This window comes from Enterococcus gallinarum (genome assembly GCF_021496385.1).
GTDB lineage: Bacteria > Bacillota > Bacilli > Lactobacillales > Enterococcaceae > Enterococcus_D > Enterococcus_D gallinarum.
Genome location: NZ_CP050816.1, coordinates 1,159,529 through 1,174,428 on the forward strand (window position 1 = coordinate 1,159,529; position 14,900 = coordinate 1,174,428).

The window sequence follows — 14,900 nt, forward strand, 5'->3', positions numbered from 1 at the left end:
GTGGATCAAGATGGAGATAGAATTTAGTCGAAAGTATCAAATCATCAATGAAGTATTAAATGCAGTGACGCATGGGATCGCAGCGTTGTTAAGTTTGTTTTGCTTTAATTTGCTGATGGATCGCGCCCATACCACCTTAGATTATGTCGCTTTTGCGATTTATGGAAGTTCGCTTTTTCTGCTTTTCTTTTCCTCTACGTTATTTCATAGCCTGATTTTTACGAAGGCAAAGAAAGTTTTCCAAGTATTCGATCATTGCTCGATCTATCTCTTGATCGCTGGTACGTATACCCCATTTTGCCTCTTAGTCGTACAAGGAATGGCTGGGTTGATCTTGCTTAGTGTCATTTGGACCACCGCAGTAATAGGGATTATTTACAAATCTTTGACGTTGACAAAAACGAACAAAGTATCGAAAGTTTCAACGATCATCTACAATGTGATGGGGTGGGCAATCATTGTTGTCTTACCTAAGCTCTATCAGAATATCGATTTGACCGGATTACTACTGTTAGTTGCTGGAGGAATCGCTTATTCTGTAGGCTCGCTCTTTTATAGTATGAAAAATAGACGATTCACCCATGTAATCTGGCATTTGTTTGTCATGTTAGGTGCAGCATTGATGTTTTTTGCGATTTACGTAAGTAATTAAGACGTTGTGCATGATGAAATAAGAATGAACAAATTGTTGGGACATAGGTTCGTTACACTCTCAAAAAAATAGAAGCACTCGAAAATGGTTTATTTTTCGAGTGCTTCTTGTTTGAAAAGGGAATCCGAGGAAATCCTTTATGACTAAAGCAAAAACGTGCCGAGCAATTTAGCTCAGCACGTTTTTTTACCTTATTCTTCCACTATTTTAGCTGATGCAGGCAAGCAGCGGTTGACGGCAATCGCAACAGCCATCCCAATGAAACTATCGATCACCCGGTTAAAGGCATAAAGATAGGATTCAGTTTGGGGAACCATAAATAAAATCGTCAATAGGGTAGCACAGGCACCGACCGTTCCTTCGTGATAGTCGAATTTTACTAATAATGCGATCATCAGCATGATAACGAAAGGAATCGATAGCAGCTGAACAAGGTGTGTGTAGCCAAAAAATTTAAAAATTCCGATACAGATGATCGATGCTAATGCGCCAAAGGTATTTCCAGCAATCCGATGCCGGCCGTATTTGACAGTAGTCCCATGATCTTCTCTTAAGGTAAAGACAGCTGTGATCGTTGAAACAACGTATGTCTCACGCTGTAGAAGAAAACTTAGAAGAATACAAATGAAGACGCTGATCCCCGTTTTTAGATTTCGCAAACCAAATTTTAATCCGAATAGATTCAATAATGCCATCCTTTCATAAGAAATCATCTTAACCCTTTCAAACGAATCATATCATACCATAAGCTGTATTTGCTAGTGAAAAAAAGTCCGAAAGGTTGCTGCAAAGGCTTTTCTTTGTGAAAAACCTTCGTGGCTCTCCTGGAGAATACGTCAATCAGCTTGAGAGTGATCAAAAAAGAGTGACTACCAGCGTTGGAGCGAATCAGTTGCTTGGCTGACCAAACAAGCGTAACATAATATTGTAAACGTTATCTTATTGGAGAGCAGGGATAGGGATGGAAAAAATTTATCAAGCAAGTACGGCAGAAGGCGCAGTCGATTTTATCAACATGCGTGATTTAGAAGAGGCAGCAAAAGAAGTGATTCCCAAAGGAGGCTATGGCTACATCTCTAGCGGTGCGGGAGATACCTTCACTTATCGAGAAAATGAACGCGCATTCAATCATAAGCTGATTATTCCTCATGTCCTCAAAGACATTGAATTACCAGACACCAGGACTACTTTTTCCGGTGATACATTAAATGCACCGATCATCATGGCTCCGGTGGCCGCTCATGGCTTGGCCAATGTCAATGCGGAGAAAGCCTCGGCAAAAGGAGTTGCGCGCTTCGGTACAATTTACACAGCTAGTTCTTATGCTTCCTGTACGCTAGAAGAAATTCGGGCAGCCGGCGGAGAACAAGCACCTCAGTGGTTTCAATTCTATATGAGCAAAGATGATGGCATCAATCGGGATATTTTGTCGATGGCGAAACGCAATGGTGCCAAAGCGATTGTTTTAACGGCGGATGCCACAGTTGGTGGCAACCGAGAAACGGATCGCCGTAACGGCTTTACCTTTCCATTGGCTATGCCAATTGTGCAAGCTTATCAGTCTGGAATCGGACAAACAATGGATGCGGTATATGGCTCCTCCAAACAAAAACTGAGTCCTCAAGATGTGGCGTTCATTGCGAAGGAATCTGACTTACCTGTTTATGTCAAAGGGGTTCAATCAGAAGAAGATGTAGCACGTGCGTTAGATGCTGGAGCACAAGGGATTTGGGTCTCAAATCATGGTGGCCGTCAGTTAGATGGTGGACCAGCTGCTTTTGATTCTTTACAGATCGTAGCAGATGCCGTCGCTGGCAGAGTTCCGATCGTCTTTGACAGCGGTGTTCGCCGTGGGCAGCACGTCTTTAAAGCAATCGCCTCTGGTGCTGATCTAGTGGCGATTGGACGTCCAGTGATTTACGGATTAGCGTTAGGCGGTTCAACAGGCGTTCAGCAAGTGTTCGATTTCTTCAAAAAAGAATTAGAGATGGTAATGCAATTAGCAGGGACTCAAACGATTGCAGATATTCGCCAAGCGAAACTACGGGACAATCATTATATGTAATAAAAAATAGTAATAAAAAGAGCCTTCCTCTGCCGCACGCAGCCAGAAATTCAAAGAACTGAAACCTTTGAAAGCCACGGCAGCGGGGCTTTTTTTAGGGCTTTTTTGTATCTGGGTTGATTATAGGAAATCACCGGTATCAAGAACGAACTGCTACGATTTATTTGATAGGAACAGTGTATATGATTTTGAAAAGGAGAGAAAACCCTGTACACTTAAATTAACGAAATCAAAAAGGAGAGGGTAAAATGATTCCAAAAATCATTCATTATTGCTGGTTTGGGGGCAATGAATTAGGGGAAAGCGAACAGAAATATATCGAAACCTGGCGCAAATTTTGCCCAGACTATGAAATCAAACGCTGGGATGAATCAACGATCGATCTTTCAAAATTTGGTTCTTACTTACAAGAAGCCTATGAACAAGAAGAATGGGCCTTTGTTTCTGACGTTGTTCGTTTGTATGCATTAGTGACAGAAGGCGGTATTTATATGGATACCGATGTCGAAGTGGTGAAACCATTAGATGATCTATTAAACTATGAGGCATTTATGGGATTTGAGATCGAAACCAAAATTTCCACCGGTATCATCGGTGCAGTGCCCCATCATCCTTTCATGGAAGAATGGTATCATGACTATGATGATCGTGAATTTGTGCGAGCAGAAAAAACGGAAGATGTGGTAACCAACGTCATTCGAGTCACTGAATTGTTGCAGGAATATGGTCTGCAACTAAACAATCAGCGTCAAACGGTTAAAGGGGTAGAAATTTTCCCGCAAATGACTTTCTCGCCAAAAAGTTATATTACCGGCGAAGTTGAGGAAGATCCAACTACTATGGTGATCCACCAATTTTCCGGATCTTGGCTATAAACAGTTTTTTACTGATCCGATAGTTCGTCAAGCAGAATCCCAGCAACAGTTGAATGGGCGCCTGCTGACGAACTATTTTTTATTGTCTTTGGCAATGAATTATGCCACAATAGAACGAAATGAAATGGATCGGAGTGAGAGTTTATCATGGGAATTATCCAATGTACACCGGCTGACCTTGTTGAGTTGAAAGCCATCAGTATTGAGACGTATCAGGACACATTTGCGCCATATAATACGGAAGAAAATATGCAAGCTTATTTAGAGGCTGCTTATCATTCAGAAAAGTTGCACAAAGAACTGAAAAATCCGCAGTCTGCTTTTTTCTTTTTGCAAGAAGAAGCAATTGCTGGTTATCTAAAGCTTAATTGGGGAACAGCTCAAACTGAGCCGATTGCACCAGAGGGACTTGAAGTTGAGCGGATCTACATCCGAAGTGACTACAAACGCCGCGGCTATGGTCAGCAATTGTTGTCTTTTGCGGAAGAGTTTGCCAAGGCAAAACAAAAGACGTCTTTGTGGTTAGGCGTATGGGAACACAATGCCAATGCATTGGCTTTTTATAACAAGATGGGCTTTCGACGAGTAGGCAGTCATTCTTTCTTCATGGGGGATGATGAACAGACCGATTATTTAATGGAAAAACAAATATGAAGAGAGTCACTCTTCTTCGATTCGTTGTTGTTGAAAAATCAAAGTCGAAAACCTGTTGATGAGAGATGCCATTAGTGACTTCGAAAGAGGGAGCAAGAGGAGGATGAAAATTCCTTTTCAATTAATAGAGCTTCCAGTATAGTAGTAAATGACTAACTAAAAAATGAAAATTATGGTGACAGATGAAGGAGACAAGAATGGGACAACAAAAAACTGAAAGTGTATTATCACGATTTTTAAAAGGAGTCGTTATTGCTTTAGGATTTATTTTGCCGGGGGTCTCCGGTGGAGTTCTAGCAGCAATTTTAGGGATCTATGAACGAATGCTGCGTTTTATGGCACATTTAACGAAAAACTTCAAAGAAAATCTGCTCTTTTTCTTGCCAGTAGGGATCGGCGGGATCGTTGGGATCGGGCTTTTATCGAAACCGTTAGAATGGCTGCTGCAAAATTATCAGATTGTCGTCTTATGGGGATTTGCCGGAGCCATTATTGGTACATTGCCTGCACTTGCAAAAGAATCGACTCTTAAAAGCAAACGAACTATGGGGGATCTGTTTTGGTTCTTTGGTACAATGATCATCGGTTTCTTATTTCTTTATTTCATGGGTGATATTCTAGGAACGATCCCAGCAAACTTTTTAGGATTTGTTTTGGCCGGCGGATTGATTGCATTAGGTGTGTTGGTGCCTGGATTAAGCCCATCTAACTTATTGCTCGTATTAGGTTTGTATGATCCGATGTTGAAAGGCTTCAAGGGGTTCGACATTTTAGGCGTCTTCTTGCCGATCGCAATTGGTGGTCTACTCGTGATGCTGCTGTTCTCAAAATTGATGGAGTGGCTCTTGGAGCATTATCATTCGAAAGTCTATCACTTTATTTTGGGAATTGTGATTGCATCAACAGTATTAATCGTCTTGCCACCAGTGGCTGATTATAGCGGATTTACTTGGCTGACTGCGGTCAGCGGTGTGATACTGTTTGTTTTAGGGTACTGGTTAGGAGCTTGGATGAGTAAATTAGAAGAAAAATATAAATAACCACTGCGTGGACAAAAAAACAATCGGTCAGATGATCGATTGTTTTTTTATGGAATAGAAACCGAGGCAACCTTTGTCTGAATAGCGACGTTCACACGTACTATCCTCACTCCCCCTTGGAAGATAATCATGAAACGTCGCTGGAAAAAGGGGACAGGATCGAACGGGACAACTTACATCTGATCGCTAAGCGCCCAAATTTAAAAAAGGATATATATAAAAAAGAGGTATCGGACGATCCTGCCCAATACCTTTGTCATAGTGAAATAAGCAGACCAAAGCGTGTTGATTTACCTAAAAAGAGGTAGAAATCACCCAGAAAATTGGGTACAATAAACACGTTGATGTACTGCATTGACTATGGCAAACTTGATGGTCAGTTGCTGCTGACAAATCAAGGCCCTATTCCTTAGTTGCCGCTAAGGGATGGGGTGCCTTTTTTGGTTTCTATTCGCTTTTATTTTATAGAAAGCGAGGGTATAAATCAAGGGAACGTTTCCATATTTAATGAAAAAATGCAAGTGTTTTATTAGAAAAACGTGAAAAGATAACAGAATTCTGTGAGATTTGTCAATAAAAGTCAATATTTATTTATTGATATGAGAAAGACTGAAAAAATAAATTTTTTCCTGTGAGAGCCAAGCCATCAAAGTGATGATTTGGCTCTTTTTTGTCGCTTTTTTAAGGGGGGACACTTACGAGCCCTTTATTGTGTTAGGCAAAAGTTTACCAACTTAACATGAACTTTTCATAACGCTTACTGGATGTTAACGATTGCTTGATAGGATGGAGTAAATGAGTAATGAGGTGAAAAGATGAATCATGATAGGCTAAAGGTACTTATTGAAAAGAGACTGCCCCATATCCCTGCAAGGGATTGTAAACGAAACACCTCCAAAAGCAAACGGATTTTGGATCCTCAAAAAAGTATCCGGTTCCAACGTGGACTTGCTAAGAAAAAGATGCTAAATGGGCTAGCTATAATAGTAATTAGGAAATGGCTTTTGAGAATCAGCAAAGACCGACAGATGGGGGTGACAAGCTATGTCCATTAAATCGCAAATAACCGAAAAGCTGCTTTTACTGGTTTTGGATGGCTGCCGATACGATACCGCGGTTGAACAGATGGGGATCTTGAATCATCATGTGGATTATAAACAAGCACAACTGATCAAAGTCCATGCTGAAATGCCTAGCAGTTCTCGGCCATTGTATGAAGTGTTGGCTACTGGTGTACCAAGCTACCGGAATGGGATTCTGACCAATGCTGATGGTCAACATTCCAAAGAACTCTCGATTTTTGATCTTGTCAAAGCTGCCGGCGGAAGTACTGCAGCTGCAGCACATTATTGGCAAAGTGAATTATTCAATCAAGCACCTTATGAAATCAAACGAGATCGTATTCAACACGACCACAAAAAAAGTATCCAACATGGAATCTTTTATAGTGAAAACCAGTATCCCGATTCACATGTGTTTGCAGATGGACATTATTTACTGCACACGTATCAGCCGAATTTGTTACTGATACATTCCATGAATATCGATGCCGCGGGACATCGTTATACGGCTGTTTCAAAAGAATACCGAAAAGCCGTCAACCAAGCAGACCAATTGATTGGCCTGTATTTGCACGATTGGTTGGCTGCAGGTTATCAAGTGATTGTTACTGCGGACCACGGGATGGATGAATATGGGTTGCATGGCGGAAGCATGGCTGCTCATCGCGAAGTCCCCCTCTATATTTTTTCAGATATTTTTCCGCCAGACTGTGGGATCGAAAAAATGAATCAATTAGAGTTGGCACCACTGATTTGCAGTTTATTAAAAATCGATACTTCTGAACGCATGCAGATTGGGCGCAGCTGATTTGTAGAAACGAGCAAAGCCGCTAAAGTCAGGTGCTCAAATTAGGGCATCATTGCTAGAAGTCTATTTGGTTTGGCTTAACGGGCATAAATAGATGGCTTATATCAGATGAATAAGCAAAAAAGTAATCGATTGTTGTTCCGCTACAGAGAACTGTGCCATGAGTGAAAATAAACGGACATTGTAAATGAGAGAAAGTGGCTGCCGCGTCTTGGAAACTGTGAGAGTGCCTAGGTACTATAGCAGCAGTTGCGATCGTTAGAATTTATCGGGTTTTGTTTAGATCCGGTCGTTCCGTCTGTTTGTTGACTGTTTATGGGACCGTCTTTTTTAATTAGAACAAGGCAACGAAGTGCTGCTATTCTTTGCACTTTTGGACAAACGACTTTATTTGTCTAAATCTGTGAAAAATAGCGGTTGTTATTTTTGTCACAAATAGAAGATACTGCTACCATGGATTCGTACCAATATTAGGAGGGGATCATATGAGATATACAAACGGAAATTATGAAGCTTTTGCAAGAAGCAGAAAACCGAAAGATGTCGAAAAGAAACAGGCCTATATTGTTGGTGGCGGATTAGCTGGATTAGCAGCAGCAGTCTTTTTGATTCGTGACGGACACATGGAGGGAAAGAAAATCCATGTGCTGGAGGAGCTGTCTCTTTCAGGCGGCTCACTCGACGGCAAATTTATTCCTCATGATGGCTTTGTCACTCGAGGCGGCCGTGAAATGGAAAATCATTTTGAATGTTTATGGGATTTATTCCGTTCGATTCCATCATTGGAGGTAGAAGATGCCTCCGTCTTAGATGAATTTTATTGGTTGGATCATGACGATCCAAACTCATCCAATTGTCGGATCATTCATGATCGTGGCCAACGAGCAGCAGATGACGGAGAATTCACTTTATCAGCAGCAGCCCAAAAAGAGTTGGTCCAACTATTTATGACTTCAGAAGATCAGCTTGTTGGCAAACGGATCGAGGATGTTTTTGGAGACGAGTTCTTTGAATCAAACTTTTGGCTTTATTGGTGTACGATGTTTGCTTTTGAAAAATGGCATTCTGCCATCGAAATGCGTAGATATGTTTTAAGATTCATTCACCATATCGATGGATTGCCTGATTTCACGGCTTTGAAATTTACTCGTTACAATCAATATGAATCGTTAGTTAAACCATTATTAGCTTACCTTGATGCACAAGGTGTCGATTTCCAATATGAAACCAAAGTCATGAATATTGACGTGAAGATCACTGAAGGAGAGAAAATCGCCCAAAGTATCACACTGATGAGAAATGGCAAAGCCCAAGAAATCACTTTGACAGCAGATGATTTGGTGTTTGTAACAAACGGCTCAATCACGGAGAGTTCGACTGAAGGGGATCACCATACGCCTGCCCCTATTACTCATGAATTAGGCGGCAGTTGGAATCTTTGGAAGAACTTGGCTGCTCAATCTCCTGAATTTGGTCGCCCAGAAGTCTTTTATGACAATCTGCCAGCAGAAAGCTGGTTTGTATCAGCGACAGTCACATGGCAAAACTTTGATATTGAACCTTATATTTCTCGTTTGACAAAACGGAAATTACGGACAGGAAGAGTAGTGACCGGTGGGATCGTTACCATCAAAGATTCAAATTGGCTGATGAGTTTTGCGACCCATCGTCAACCTCATTTCAAAGAGCAAGGCGATCAACAAACGGTGACTTGGGTTTATGGTCTATTGTCTAATACACCAGGAAATTATATCAAAAAACCGATTGAACACTGTTCCGGACAAGAAATCGTTCAAGAACTATTGTATCACTTAGGTGTTCCAGAAGATGAAATTCTACGGATCTCTAATGAATCATGTTCAGCGATCCCTGTGTATATGCCTTTTATCACTTCTTACTTCATGTTGCGGGAACCTGGAGATCGTCCGCTTGTGATACCGAATGGTTCACGAAACTTAGCCTTCATCGGCAACTTTGCCGAAACGCAACGTGATACCGTCTTTACGACTGAATATTCTGTACGAACGGCGATGGAAGCTGTCTACCAATTGTTAGCTATTGAACGAGGCGTTCCAGAAGTCTTTGCTTCCGCCTATGATCTGCGTACATTGGCCAATGCGATTTACTATTTATCGGACAAGAAAAAATTGACTGAGATGGAGCTGCCATTTATCGAACGCAAATTAGTAGAAGGATTTGTTAAGAAGACGAAAGATACCTATATCGGCGAAATCCTTGAAAAAAATCATTTAGTTTAACACACTTGAATGCTGTGACATCCGTTACTTAAAGACAGGATACCCGAAAGAACCAGAGAGGCCATGAAACGGCCTCTCTTTTATTCGGGGTTACATATGTCTGACAGATGGCACAGTTTTTTTGGGAACGATTTCCATGCTGTAGACCCCCCTGTGTGATGTACACAAGAGTAGCGAAAAATAAGGGAACCGCTATCAAACAAATTGCTTCTTTTTAATAATACAGAGTGTTATTCTGTTATATTTGTATTGAACTTTTTCACTCTGTTTGGTATATTGGTTGTTAATTAAAAGCTTTTTTTGTTTTTAGTACAGAAGCTATAATTGTTACGATGAAAGGCGGGAGATTTATGGAAGATGCGACCTATTGGGCAGAGCAATTAACGCAGAAGAAAATCAGTTTTTCGGAATTGACAGCTAGGATCGAAGAAAAAATTCAGCAAGTTGAACCAACGTTAAATGCGCTTGTTTCTTTTGATCGGCAAGCAGCAATTAAGCAGTATGAACAGAATCCGCAAAAAAAAGCGGCTTTATTCGGCGGGCTGCCAATACCACTTAAAATATTGGGTCAAAGTAAAGCGGGGTGGCCGGCCACATCGGCGGCTGCATTGTTTGCAAATGCAAAAGCAGAGCAGACGAGTGCATTTGTCAACGGGCTGGAACAGCTAGGATTGATTCCTTTGGGACAAACCAATGCCCCGGAATTTGGTTTCAAAAATGTTACCGATCCAGTATTGTACGGTCCAACACGCAATCCGTGGCAGTCCGCCTATTCGGCAGGGGGATCCAGCGGTGGAGCGGCGGCCGTCGTAGCGGCTGGACTATTTCCATTAGCTGCTGCTAGTGATGGAGGCGGTTCCATTCGTATCCCAGCTTCTTTCAACGGACTAATTGGGTTAAAACCGACGCGAGGAACTATGCCAGTGGGACCTCAAGAATGGCGTAGTTGGCAAGGTGCTTCGATCAATTTTGCATTGACGCTTTCTATGAGAGATACGGAACGTTTGTTTTATGGATTACGTACGTCTCAACCGGCGGCTCCCTATCAGGCACCTAGAATCGAATGGAAACATCATGGACCCAGTCAGAATCGAACACTGAGAGTTGCGTACACAACCGAGTCTCCAGTCGGGAGTCCAGTTTCAAAAACTGCTGTCTTAGCTGTCAAGAAAGCTGTCGCATTTTTGGAAGATCAAGGACATCAGGTTACAGAAATCCGTTATCCTGTTGACGGTCAAACGATGATGGCAAGCTATTATCGTATGAATGGTGGAGAGACAGCAGCAATGTTTGCCGAGATCGAGGCAATGCTGCAACGACCAGTGGAACAGAAAGATATGGAGCTGATGACTTGGGGGCTGTACCAATATGGCAAAAAATTAGCGGCTGCCGATTATATCCAGGCATTGCAATATTGGGATCAGCTGGCAGTAACGATGGAAGCTTTGTTTGCAGATTATGAGTTGTTTTTGACCCCTGCAACAGCACAAACGGCGCCATTGATCGAAGAGGATTTGCAAAGTGATACGATTCGACGCGAACTGCAAGAGATAGAAAGACGAACAGCTGCTGCTGCCGGAGACTTGATTTATCAGATGTTCGACAAAAGTTTGGCACTGACGCCCTATACGCAATTGGCCAATCTAACGGGCCAACCTGCAATCAGCCTTCCAACAGCTGTTAGTGAGGAAGGTTTGCCATTGGGAATTCAGTTTATGGCATCAAAAGGCCGTGAAGATTTACTTTTTCAAGTGGGTGAATTGTTTGAACGATGGGAGCAATTTCATTTACCCAAAAAATAACTGTCGATGAATGACGGTTCAAGAATGATTTTCTAGGGGGATAAAGATGGAAACAATCAAAATAAACAAGTGGAAAAATATCGTTGTACTAGGTGCCTTTGTGATGTTGTTAGGTGCTTGCGGAAGTAAGGCTAAAGAGGACAATAGTTTAAGTCGTGTTCAAGAGTCAAAAGAATTGACTGTTGCTACGTCAGGTACGTTATTTCCTTCCTCTTATTACAATGATGACAATCAATTAGTTGGCTATGACGTAGACGTTGCAAAAGAAGTAGCCAAGCGGATGGGTGTTTCGATCCAGTTCAAAGAATACAACGTAGACGGACAAGTGGCGTCCTTGACTAGAGGTGAAGCGGACTTTGCCGCAAATGATTTCGGTCTCAGCGGAGACCGTGGAGATAAGTTTCGTCTGTCTGAACCAATCAAGTATTCATTTGATAGTATGATCGTGCGAAAAAGCGATGACTCTGGCATTGCCTCTCTAGATGATTTAGCAGGCAAAAAAGCAGCGGGAGAACCCAATACAAGCTACATGAAGTTAGCCGAAGAATATGGTGCGAAACTTGTAACCTATGATAACGCCACGAATGATCAGTATCTGACAGATGTGGCAAACGGACGGACCGATGTGATCCTTAATGATTATTATCTGCAAAAGATGTCGGTGGCAGCTTTGCCAGATATTCCAGTTAAAATCTTGGAAGATGTCTACTTCAATCCGAACGAAACAGGCTTTCTTTTTGCGAAAGACAACCAAGCATTGCATGACGAAGTCGATCGTGTTTTAAAAGAGATGAAAGCAGACGGGACGTTAAAAGAAATTTCCGAAAAATACTTCCAAACAGATGTATCTGTACCATCTGACAAAGAGATCCAAAAGGTTGAAAAGTAATGTATATCCCAACTCTTGATCTTCCACTGATGTGGGAGTCGCTTCCTTTTTTACTGACAGGGTTATCCTATACGTTAGGGATTGCCATTGCTTCTTTTCTCGCAGGAAATGCGTTAGGTTTATTGCTGACTTTTCTGGGGATGCTTCAAAACCCTTGGGTAAGAAGGATCGTTCGAGGCTATATCTCCTTTCTGCGAGGAGTACCCGCATTGGTGCTGTTGTTTTTGCTCTATTTCGGATTGCCGTATCAATTACCCGCAATGACAGCTGCCATTATTTGTTTTAGTTTGACTAGCAGTGCTTTTATTGGAGAAATTTATCGAGGATCGATCGCCGGAGTGGATCGCGGGCAATGGGATGCAGCGTATGCTCTGGGATTGAGTTTTTCTAAAACATTACGGTTGATCATTCTGCCTCAGGCATTTCGCATATCGGTCCCAGCATTGAGCAATGTCGCGATGGACCTGTTGAAAGGAACCTCGTTAGCGGCAATGATCACGATCCCGGACATTTTTCAAAAAGCCAAAATTGTTGGCGGCCGGACGTTTGATTATATGTCGATGTACGTGTTAGTGGCGATCATTTACTGGTTGCTGTGTATCGGGATCGAAGCGCTCCAACATCGCTTAGAAAAACGATTTGCTGACCGCTTTGAAAGTCAAAAAGGCTGATCGTCAAAAAAGCTGATCGTCAAAAAAGTAGCTAAAAAAATTCGCTGGTTGGATTATTTATGAATCAATCTCTTTGTTTGTGGTACACTTTACAAAAAAGGAGTTTGGACAATGAAATATGAATGGCGAAAACAAGAAAAAGCTTACTATTTACCAAAAGAACCACAGCTGATCGAAGTGCCTGCTTATCAATTCATTACGTTGACTGGCGAAGGAAATCCTAACCGTCCTGAATTTTCCGAGCAAATCAGTGCACTTTATATGATGGCCTATGGATTGCGCATGGGATTGAAAAAAGGCTCCTTCGGCAATACGCCTTTTGAGTATACGGTATACCCGCTAGAAGGCGTATGGACTTTACCTGAAAAACCACAAGGACCGATTGCTAAAGAAGAGTTGATCTATAAAATCATGATTCGGCAACCGGAACAAGTAACTGCTGATTTAGCCGCCGAACAGTTGACACAAATCATGAAGAAAAAAGAAAATCGTTTTTTGGAACGAATTCGTTTCGAAGAATACCAAGAAGGCTGGTCCGTGCAAGCTTGTCACATCGGTCCTTTTGACACAGAAACAGAAACGTTTGCGAAAATGCAAGACTATTGCGAAGCCCACGATCTATCAATTGTTCCCACGATGGGCAATTATCAGCATCGGGAGATCTATCTGTCAGATCCGCGAAAGACAGCACCAGAAAAAGCAAAAACAGTCTTACGCTGGCGGGTAGCCAAAACAAACAAAGAATCCGCTTGATCCATTTAACCGTTGGTGTACTTAATGAAAACACGTAATGAAAAGAGAGAGAACCGCGCTTAAGCGATTCTCTCTCTTTTACTACTCATCTTTTAAGTAGTCTTCACTAGTGAATTCACTGTGAAAATACTTGCCTTCGTCGCCGTAATAGGTATTGTACCGTTGCTTGAATTTGCGGAATCCATACACCACTAATACTTTTAAGAGACAGTAGATCGGTATTCCGAAAATGACACCTACGATCCCCATCAAATCCCCCATAACTAATAAAACAACGAGAATCGTGATCGGATGGATCTGCAGACGATCTCCCATTACACGAGGAACGACCAAGTCACCATGAAGCAGCTGTACGGCGAACCAAGCAATCAGGAATTTGATCAGCATTCCTGTTGAATCTTGTGCTGCGATGAAAAGGGCCGGGAAGAAGACGATAAATGGACCGATATATGGAATGATACATAAAATTCCGGCAGCGATCGCCAAGATACTTGCATATTCTAAACCAATCAGCAAAAAAATCACCCAATAAATTCCGCCTAAAATAAAGGAAGAAATAATCTGTCCTTTCAGAAAGGCACCAACTTGTAGGTCAGCGATCTTTACGATCGTGTTGAAATCTTTACGAAATCGCGGTGGTACGATTGACAGGAGAGAATAATAAAACTTGTTTGGATTTCTTAGTAAGAAAAAAGCAATGATCGGTCCTGTAAACAATGCGATAAACAACGTTGAGATCGTCGAAAAGATACTGCTAAGCCCTGCAGCACCGGTTTGCCAATAGTCACCAATGAAATCCATGATATTGTTGGCAACTTTTTGAAGAGTATCCGTGATCTGATCGATCTGAGCACCAAATGGCGTATTCGCTAGGAATGAGTCAGCGTTTCGCTCGAAATCAGCAATCAAATCTGGGAATTGATTAATCAAATCGGTTGTTTGTTTTTGGATGATTGGATAAAGCTGAAACCCAGCTAAAACGATCACTAAAAGAATCAGAAGATAGATCCCGCCAATGGAAACAATGCGGGGAATCTTTTTTGTTTCTAAGCGATCAACCAACGGATTGAACAAATAATACAAGATCAGGCCGAATAAAAATGGTGGAATAAGAGTAGAAATAATGACAAAAAAAGGATCAAAAAGAAACGAGATTTGTTTAAGTAAAAAAGCAGCGATCGCACAGAGAATGATCAATCCCAGTACATAATAGCTGGTTTTTCCTCCTAAAAATTGGATTAAACGGTTTTTTTTCATAGAAGAGCCTCACTTTCTTAGCCTCATTATAACGAAAGCAGCACTTTCTGTAAAAAAAGAGCGAGTCAAACCAATTTTATTTTTTACTTTTGCGTATTTGATTCGTTTATAGATA

At 41.6% G+C, this 14,900-nt stretch carries 13 protein-coding genes; 11 read left to right on the forward strand and 2 right to left on the reverse strand.

Annotation, left to right across the window (positions count from 1 at the left end; translation table 11 throughout):
* Nucleotides 1-10: 10 nt before the first annotated feature.
* Complete coding sequence (gene trhA, locus HED61_RS05600; protein ID WP_021149355.1) at nucleotides 11-652, forward strand: PAQR family membrane homeostasis protein TrhA; 642 nt, start codon at nucleotides 11-13, stop codon at nucleotides 650-652.
* A gap of 191 nt (nucleotides 653-843) precedes the next feature.
* On the opposite strand, the gene HED61_RS05605 is transcribed toward trhA, so the two are convergent.
* Nucleotides 844-1,365, reverse strand: a complete 522-nt coding sequence (locus tag HED61_RS05605; RefSeq protein WP_003127505.1) for an FUSC family protein — start codon at nucleotides 1,363-1,365, stop codon at nucleotides 844-846.
* Between the two features lie 248 nt (nucleotides 1,366-1,613).
* On the opposite strand from HED61_RS05605, the gene HED61_RS05610 reads away from it, so the two are divergent.
* The 10 genes from HED61_RS05610 to HED61_RS05655 all read left to right on the forward strand — a co-directional run bounded on the left by HED61_RS05610 (nucleotide 1,614) and on the right by HED61_RS05655 (nucleotide 13,528).
* Nucleotides 1,614-2,717, forward strand: a complete 1,104-nt coding sequence (locus HED61_RS05610; protein WP_171917666.1) for an alpha-hydroxy-acid oxidizing protein — start codon at nucleotides 1,614-1,616, stop codon at nucleotides 2,715-2,717.
* Between the two features lie 248 nt (nucleotides 2,718-2,965).
* Entirely contained in the window at nucleotides 2,966-3,592 is a 627-nt protein-coding gene (locus tag HED61_RS05615) for a glycosyltransferase family 32 protein (protein ID WP_219645188.1), read from the forward strand.
* A 147-nt stretch (nucleotides 3,593-3,739) separates the two neighbouring features.
* Complete coding sequence (locus HED61_RS05620) at nucleotides 3,740-4,246, forward strand: GNAT family N-acetyltransferase (RefSeq protein WP_005471780.1); 507 nt, start codon at nucleotides 3,740-3,742, stop codon at nucleotides 4,244-4,246.
* A 197-nt stretch (nucleotides 4,247-4,443) separates the two neighbouring features.
* The gene (locus tag HED61_RS05625; protein ID WP_003127514.1) at nucleotides 4,444-5,286 is read left to right on the forward strand and encodes a DUF368 domain-containing protein; all 843 of its coding nucleotides are present in this window, start codon (nucleotides 4,444-4,446) and stop codon (nucleotides 5,284-5,286) included.
* A 1,050-nt stretch (nucleotides 5,287-6,336) separates the two neighbouring features.
* On the forward strand, nucleotides 6,337-7,155 hold the full coding sequence (locus HED61_RS05630) for an alkaline phosphatase family protein (protein ID WP_029487204.1): 819 nt from the start codon (nucleotides 6,337-6,339) through the stop codon (nucleotides 7,153-7,155).
* Nucleotides 7,156-7,640: 485 nt separating this feature from the next.
* Complete coding sequence (locus tag HED61_RS05635; RefSeq protein ID WP_138371611.1) at nucleotides 7,641-9,413, forward strand: oleate hydratase; 1,773 nt, start codon at nucleotides 7,641-7,643, stop codon at nucleotides 9,411-9,413.
* 350 nt (nucleotides 9,414-9,763) lie between these two features.
* The gene (locus HED61_RS05640) at nucleotides 9,764-11,215 is read left to right on the forward strand and encodes an amidase (protein WP_219645187.1); all 1,452 of its coding nucleotides are present in this window, start codon (nucleotides 9,764-9,766) and stop codon (nucleotides 11,213-11,215) included.
* Nucleotides 11,216-11,261: 46 nt separating this feature from the next.
* Nucleotides 11,262-12,104, forward strand: a complete 843-nt coding sequence (locus HED61_RS05645; protein ID WP_003127519.1) for a transporter substrate-binding domain-containing protein — start codon at nucleotides 11,262-11,264, stop codon at nucleotides 12,102-12,104.
* Nucleotides 12,104-12,775: an amino acid ABC transporter permease gene (locus HED61_RS05650; protein ID WP_219645186.1), complete on the forward strand. Its 672-nt coding sequence runs from the start codon at nucleotides 12,104-12,106 to the stop codon at nucleotides 12,773-12,775. The genes HED61_RS05645 and HED61_RS05650 overlap by 1 nt, the downstream gene beginning before the upstream one ends.
* Nucleotides 12,776-12,886: 111 nt before the next feature.
* Nucleotides 12,887-13,528, forward strand: coding sequence for a GyrI-like domain-containing protein (locus tag HED61_RS05655; protein WP_005471783.1), 642 nt, complete (start codon nucleotides 12,887-12,889; stop codon nucleotides 13,526-13,528).
* Between the two features lie 81 nt (nucleotides 13,529-13,609).
* On the opposite strand, the gene HED61_RS05660 is transcribed toward HED61_RS05655, so the two are convergent.
* Nucleotides 13,610-14,785 (reverse strand): AI-2E family transporter, encoded by a 1,176-nt coding sequence (locus HED61_RS05660; RefSeq protein ID WP_005471785.1) that lies wholly within the window; start codon nucleotides 14,783-14,785, stop codon nucleotides 13,610-13,612.
* Nucleotides 14,786-14,900 lie beyond the last annotated feature (115 nt).

Excerpts from the sequence above, each read along its gene's own strand:
- trhA (WP_021149355.1), top strand. The coding sequence starts at position 11 with ATGGAGATAGAATTTAGTCGAAAGTATCAAATCATCAATGAAGTATTA.
- HED61_RS05610 (WP_171917666.1), top strand. The coding sequence starts at position 1,614 with ATGGAAAAAATTTATCAAGCAAGTACGGCAGAAGGCGCAGTCGATTTT.
- HED61_RS05655 (WP_005471783.1), top strand. The coding sequence starts at position 12,887 with ATGAAATATGAATGGCGAAAACAAGAAAAAGCTTACTATTTACCAAAA.
- HED61_RS05645 (WP_003127519.1), top strand. The coding sequence starts at position 11,262 with ATGGAAACAATCAAAATAAACAAGTGGAAAAATATCGTTGTACTAGGT.
- HED61_RS05650 (WP_219645186.1), top strand. The coding sequence starts at position 12,104 with ATGTATATCCCAACTCTTGATCTTCCACTGATGTGGGAGTCGCTTCCT.
- HED61_RS05660 (WP_005471785.1), bottom strand. The coding sequence starts at position 14,785 with ATGAAAAAAAACCGTTTAATCCAATTTTTAGGAGGAAAAACCAGCTAT.
- HED61_RS05635 (WP_138371611.1), top strand. The coding sequence starts at position 7,641 with ATGAGATATACAAACGGAAATTATGAAGCTTTTGCAAGAAGCAGAAAA.
- HED61_RS05605 (WP_003127505.1), bottom strand. The coding sequence starts at position 1,365 with ATGATTTCTTATGAAAGGATGGCATTATTGAATCTATTCGGATTAAAA.
- HED61_RS05615 (WP_219645188.1), top strand. The coding sequence starts at position 2,966 with ATGATTCCAAAAATCATTCATTATTGCTGGTTTGGGGGCAATGAATTA.
- HED61_RS05620 (WP_005471780.1), top strand. The coding sequence starts at position 3,740 with ATGGGAATTATCCAATGTACACCGGCTGACCTTGTTGAGTTGAAAGCC.
- HED61_RS05640 (WP_219645187.1), top strand. The coding sequence starts at position 9,764 with ATGGAAGATGCGACCTATTGGGCAGAGCAATTAACGCAGAAGAAAATC.
- HED61_RS05625 (WP_003127514.1), top strand. The coding sequence starts at position 4,444 with ATGGGACAACAAAAAACTGAAAGTGTATTATCACGATTTTTAAAAGGA.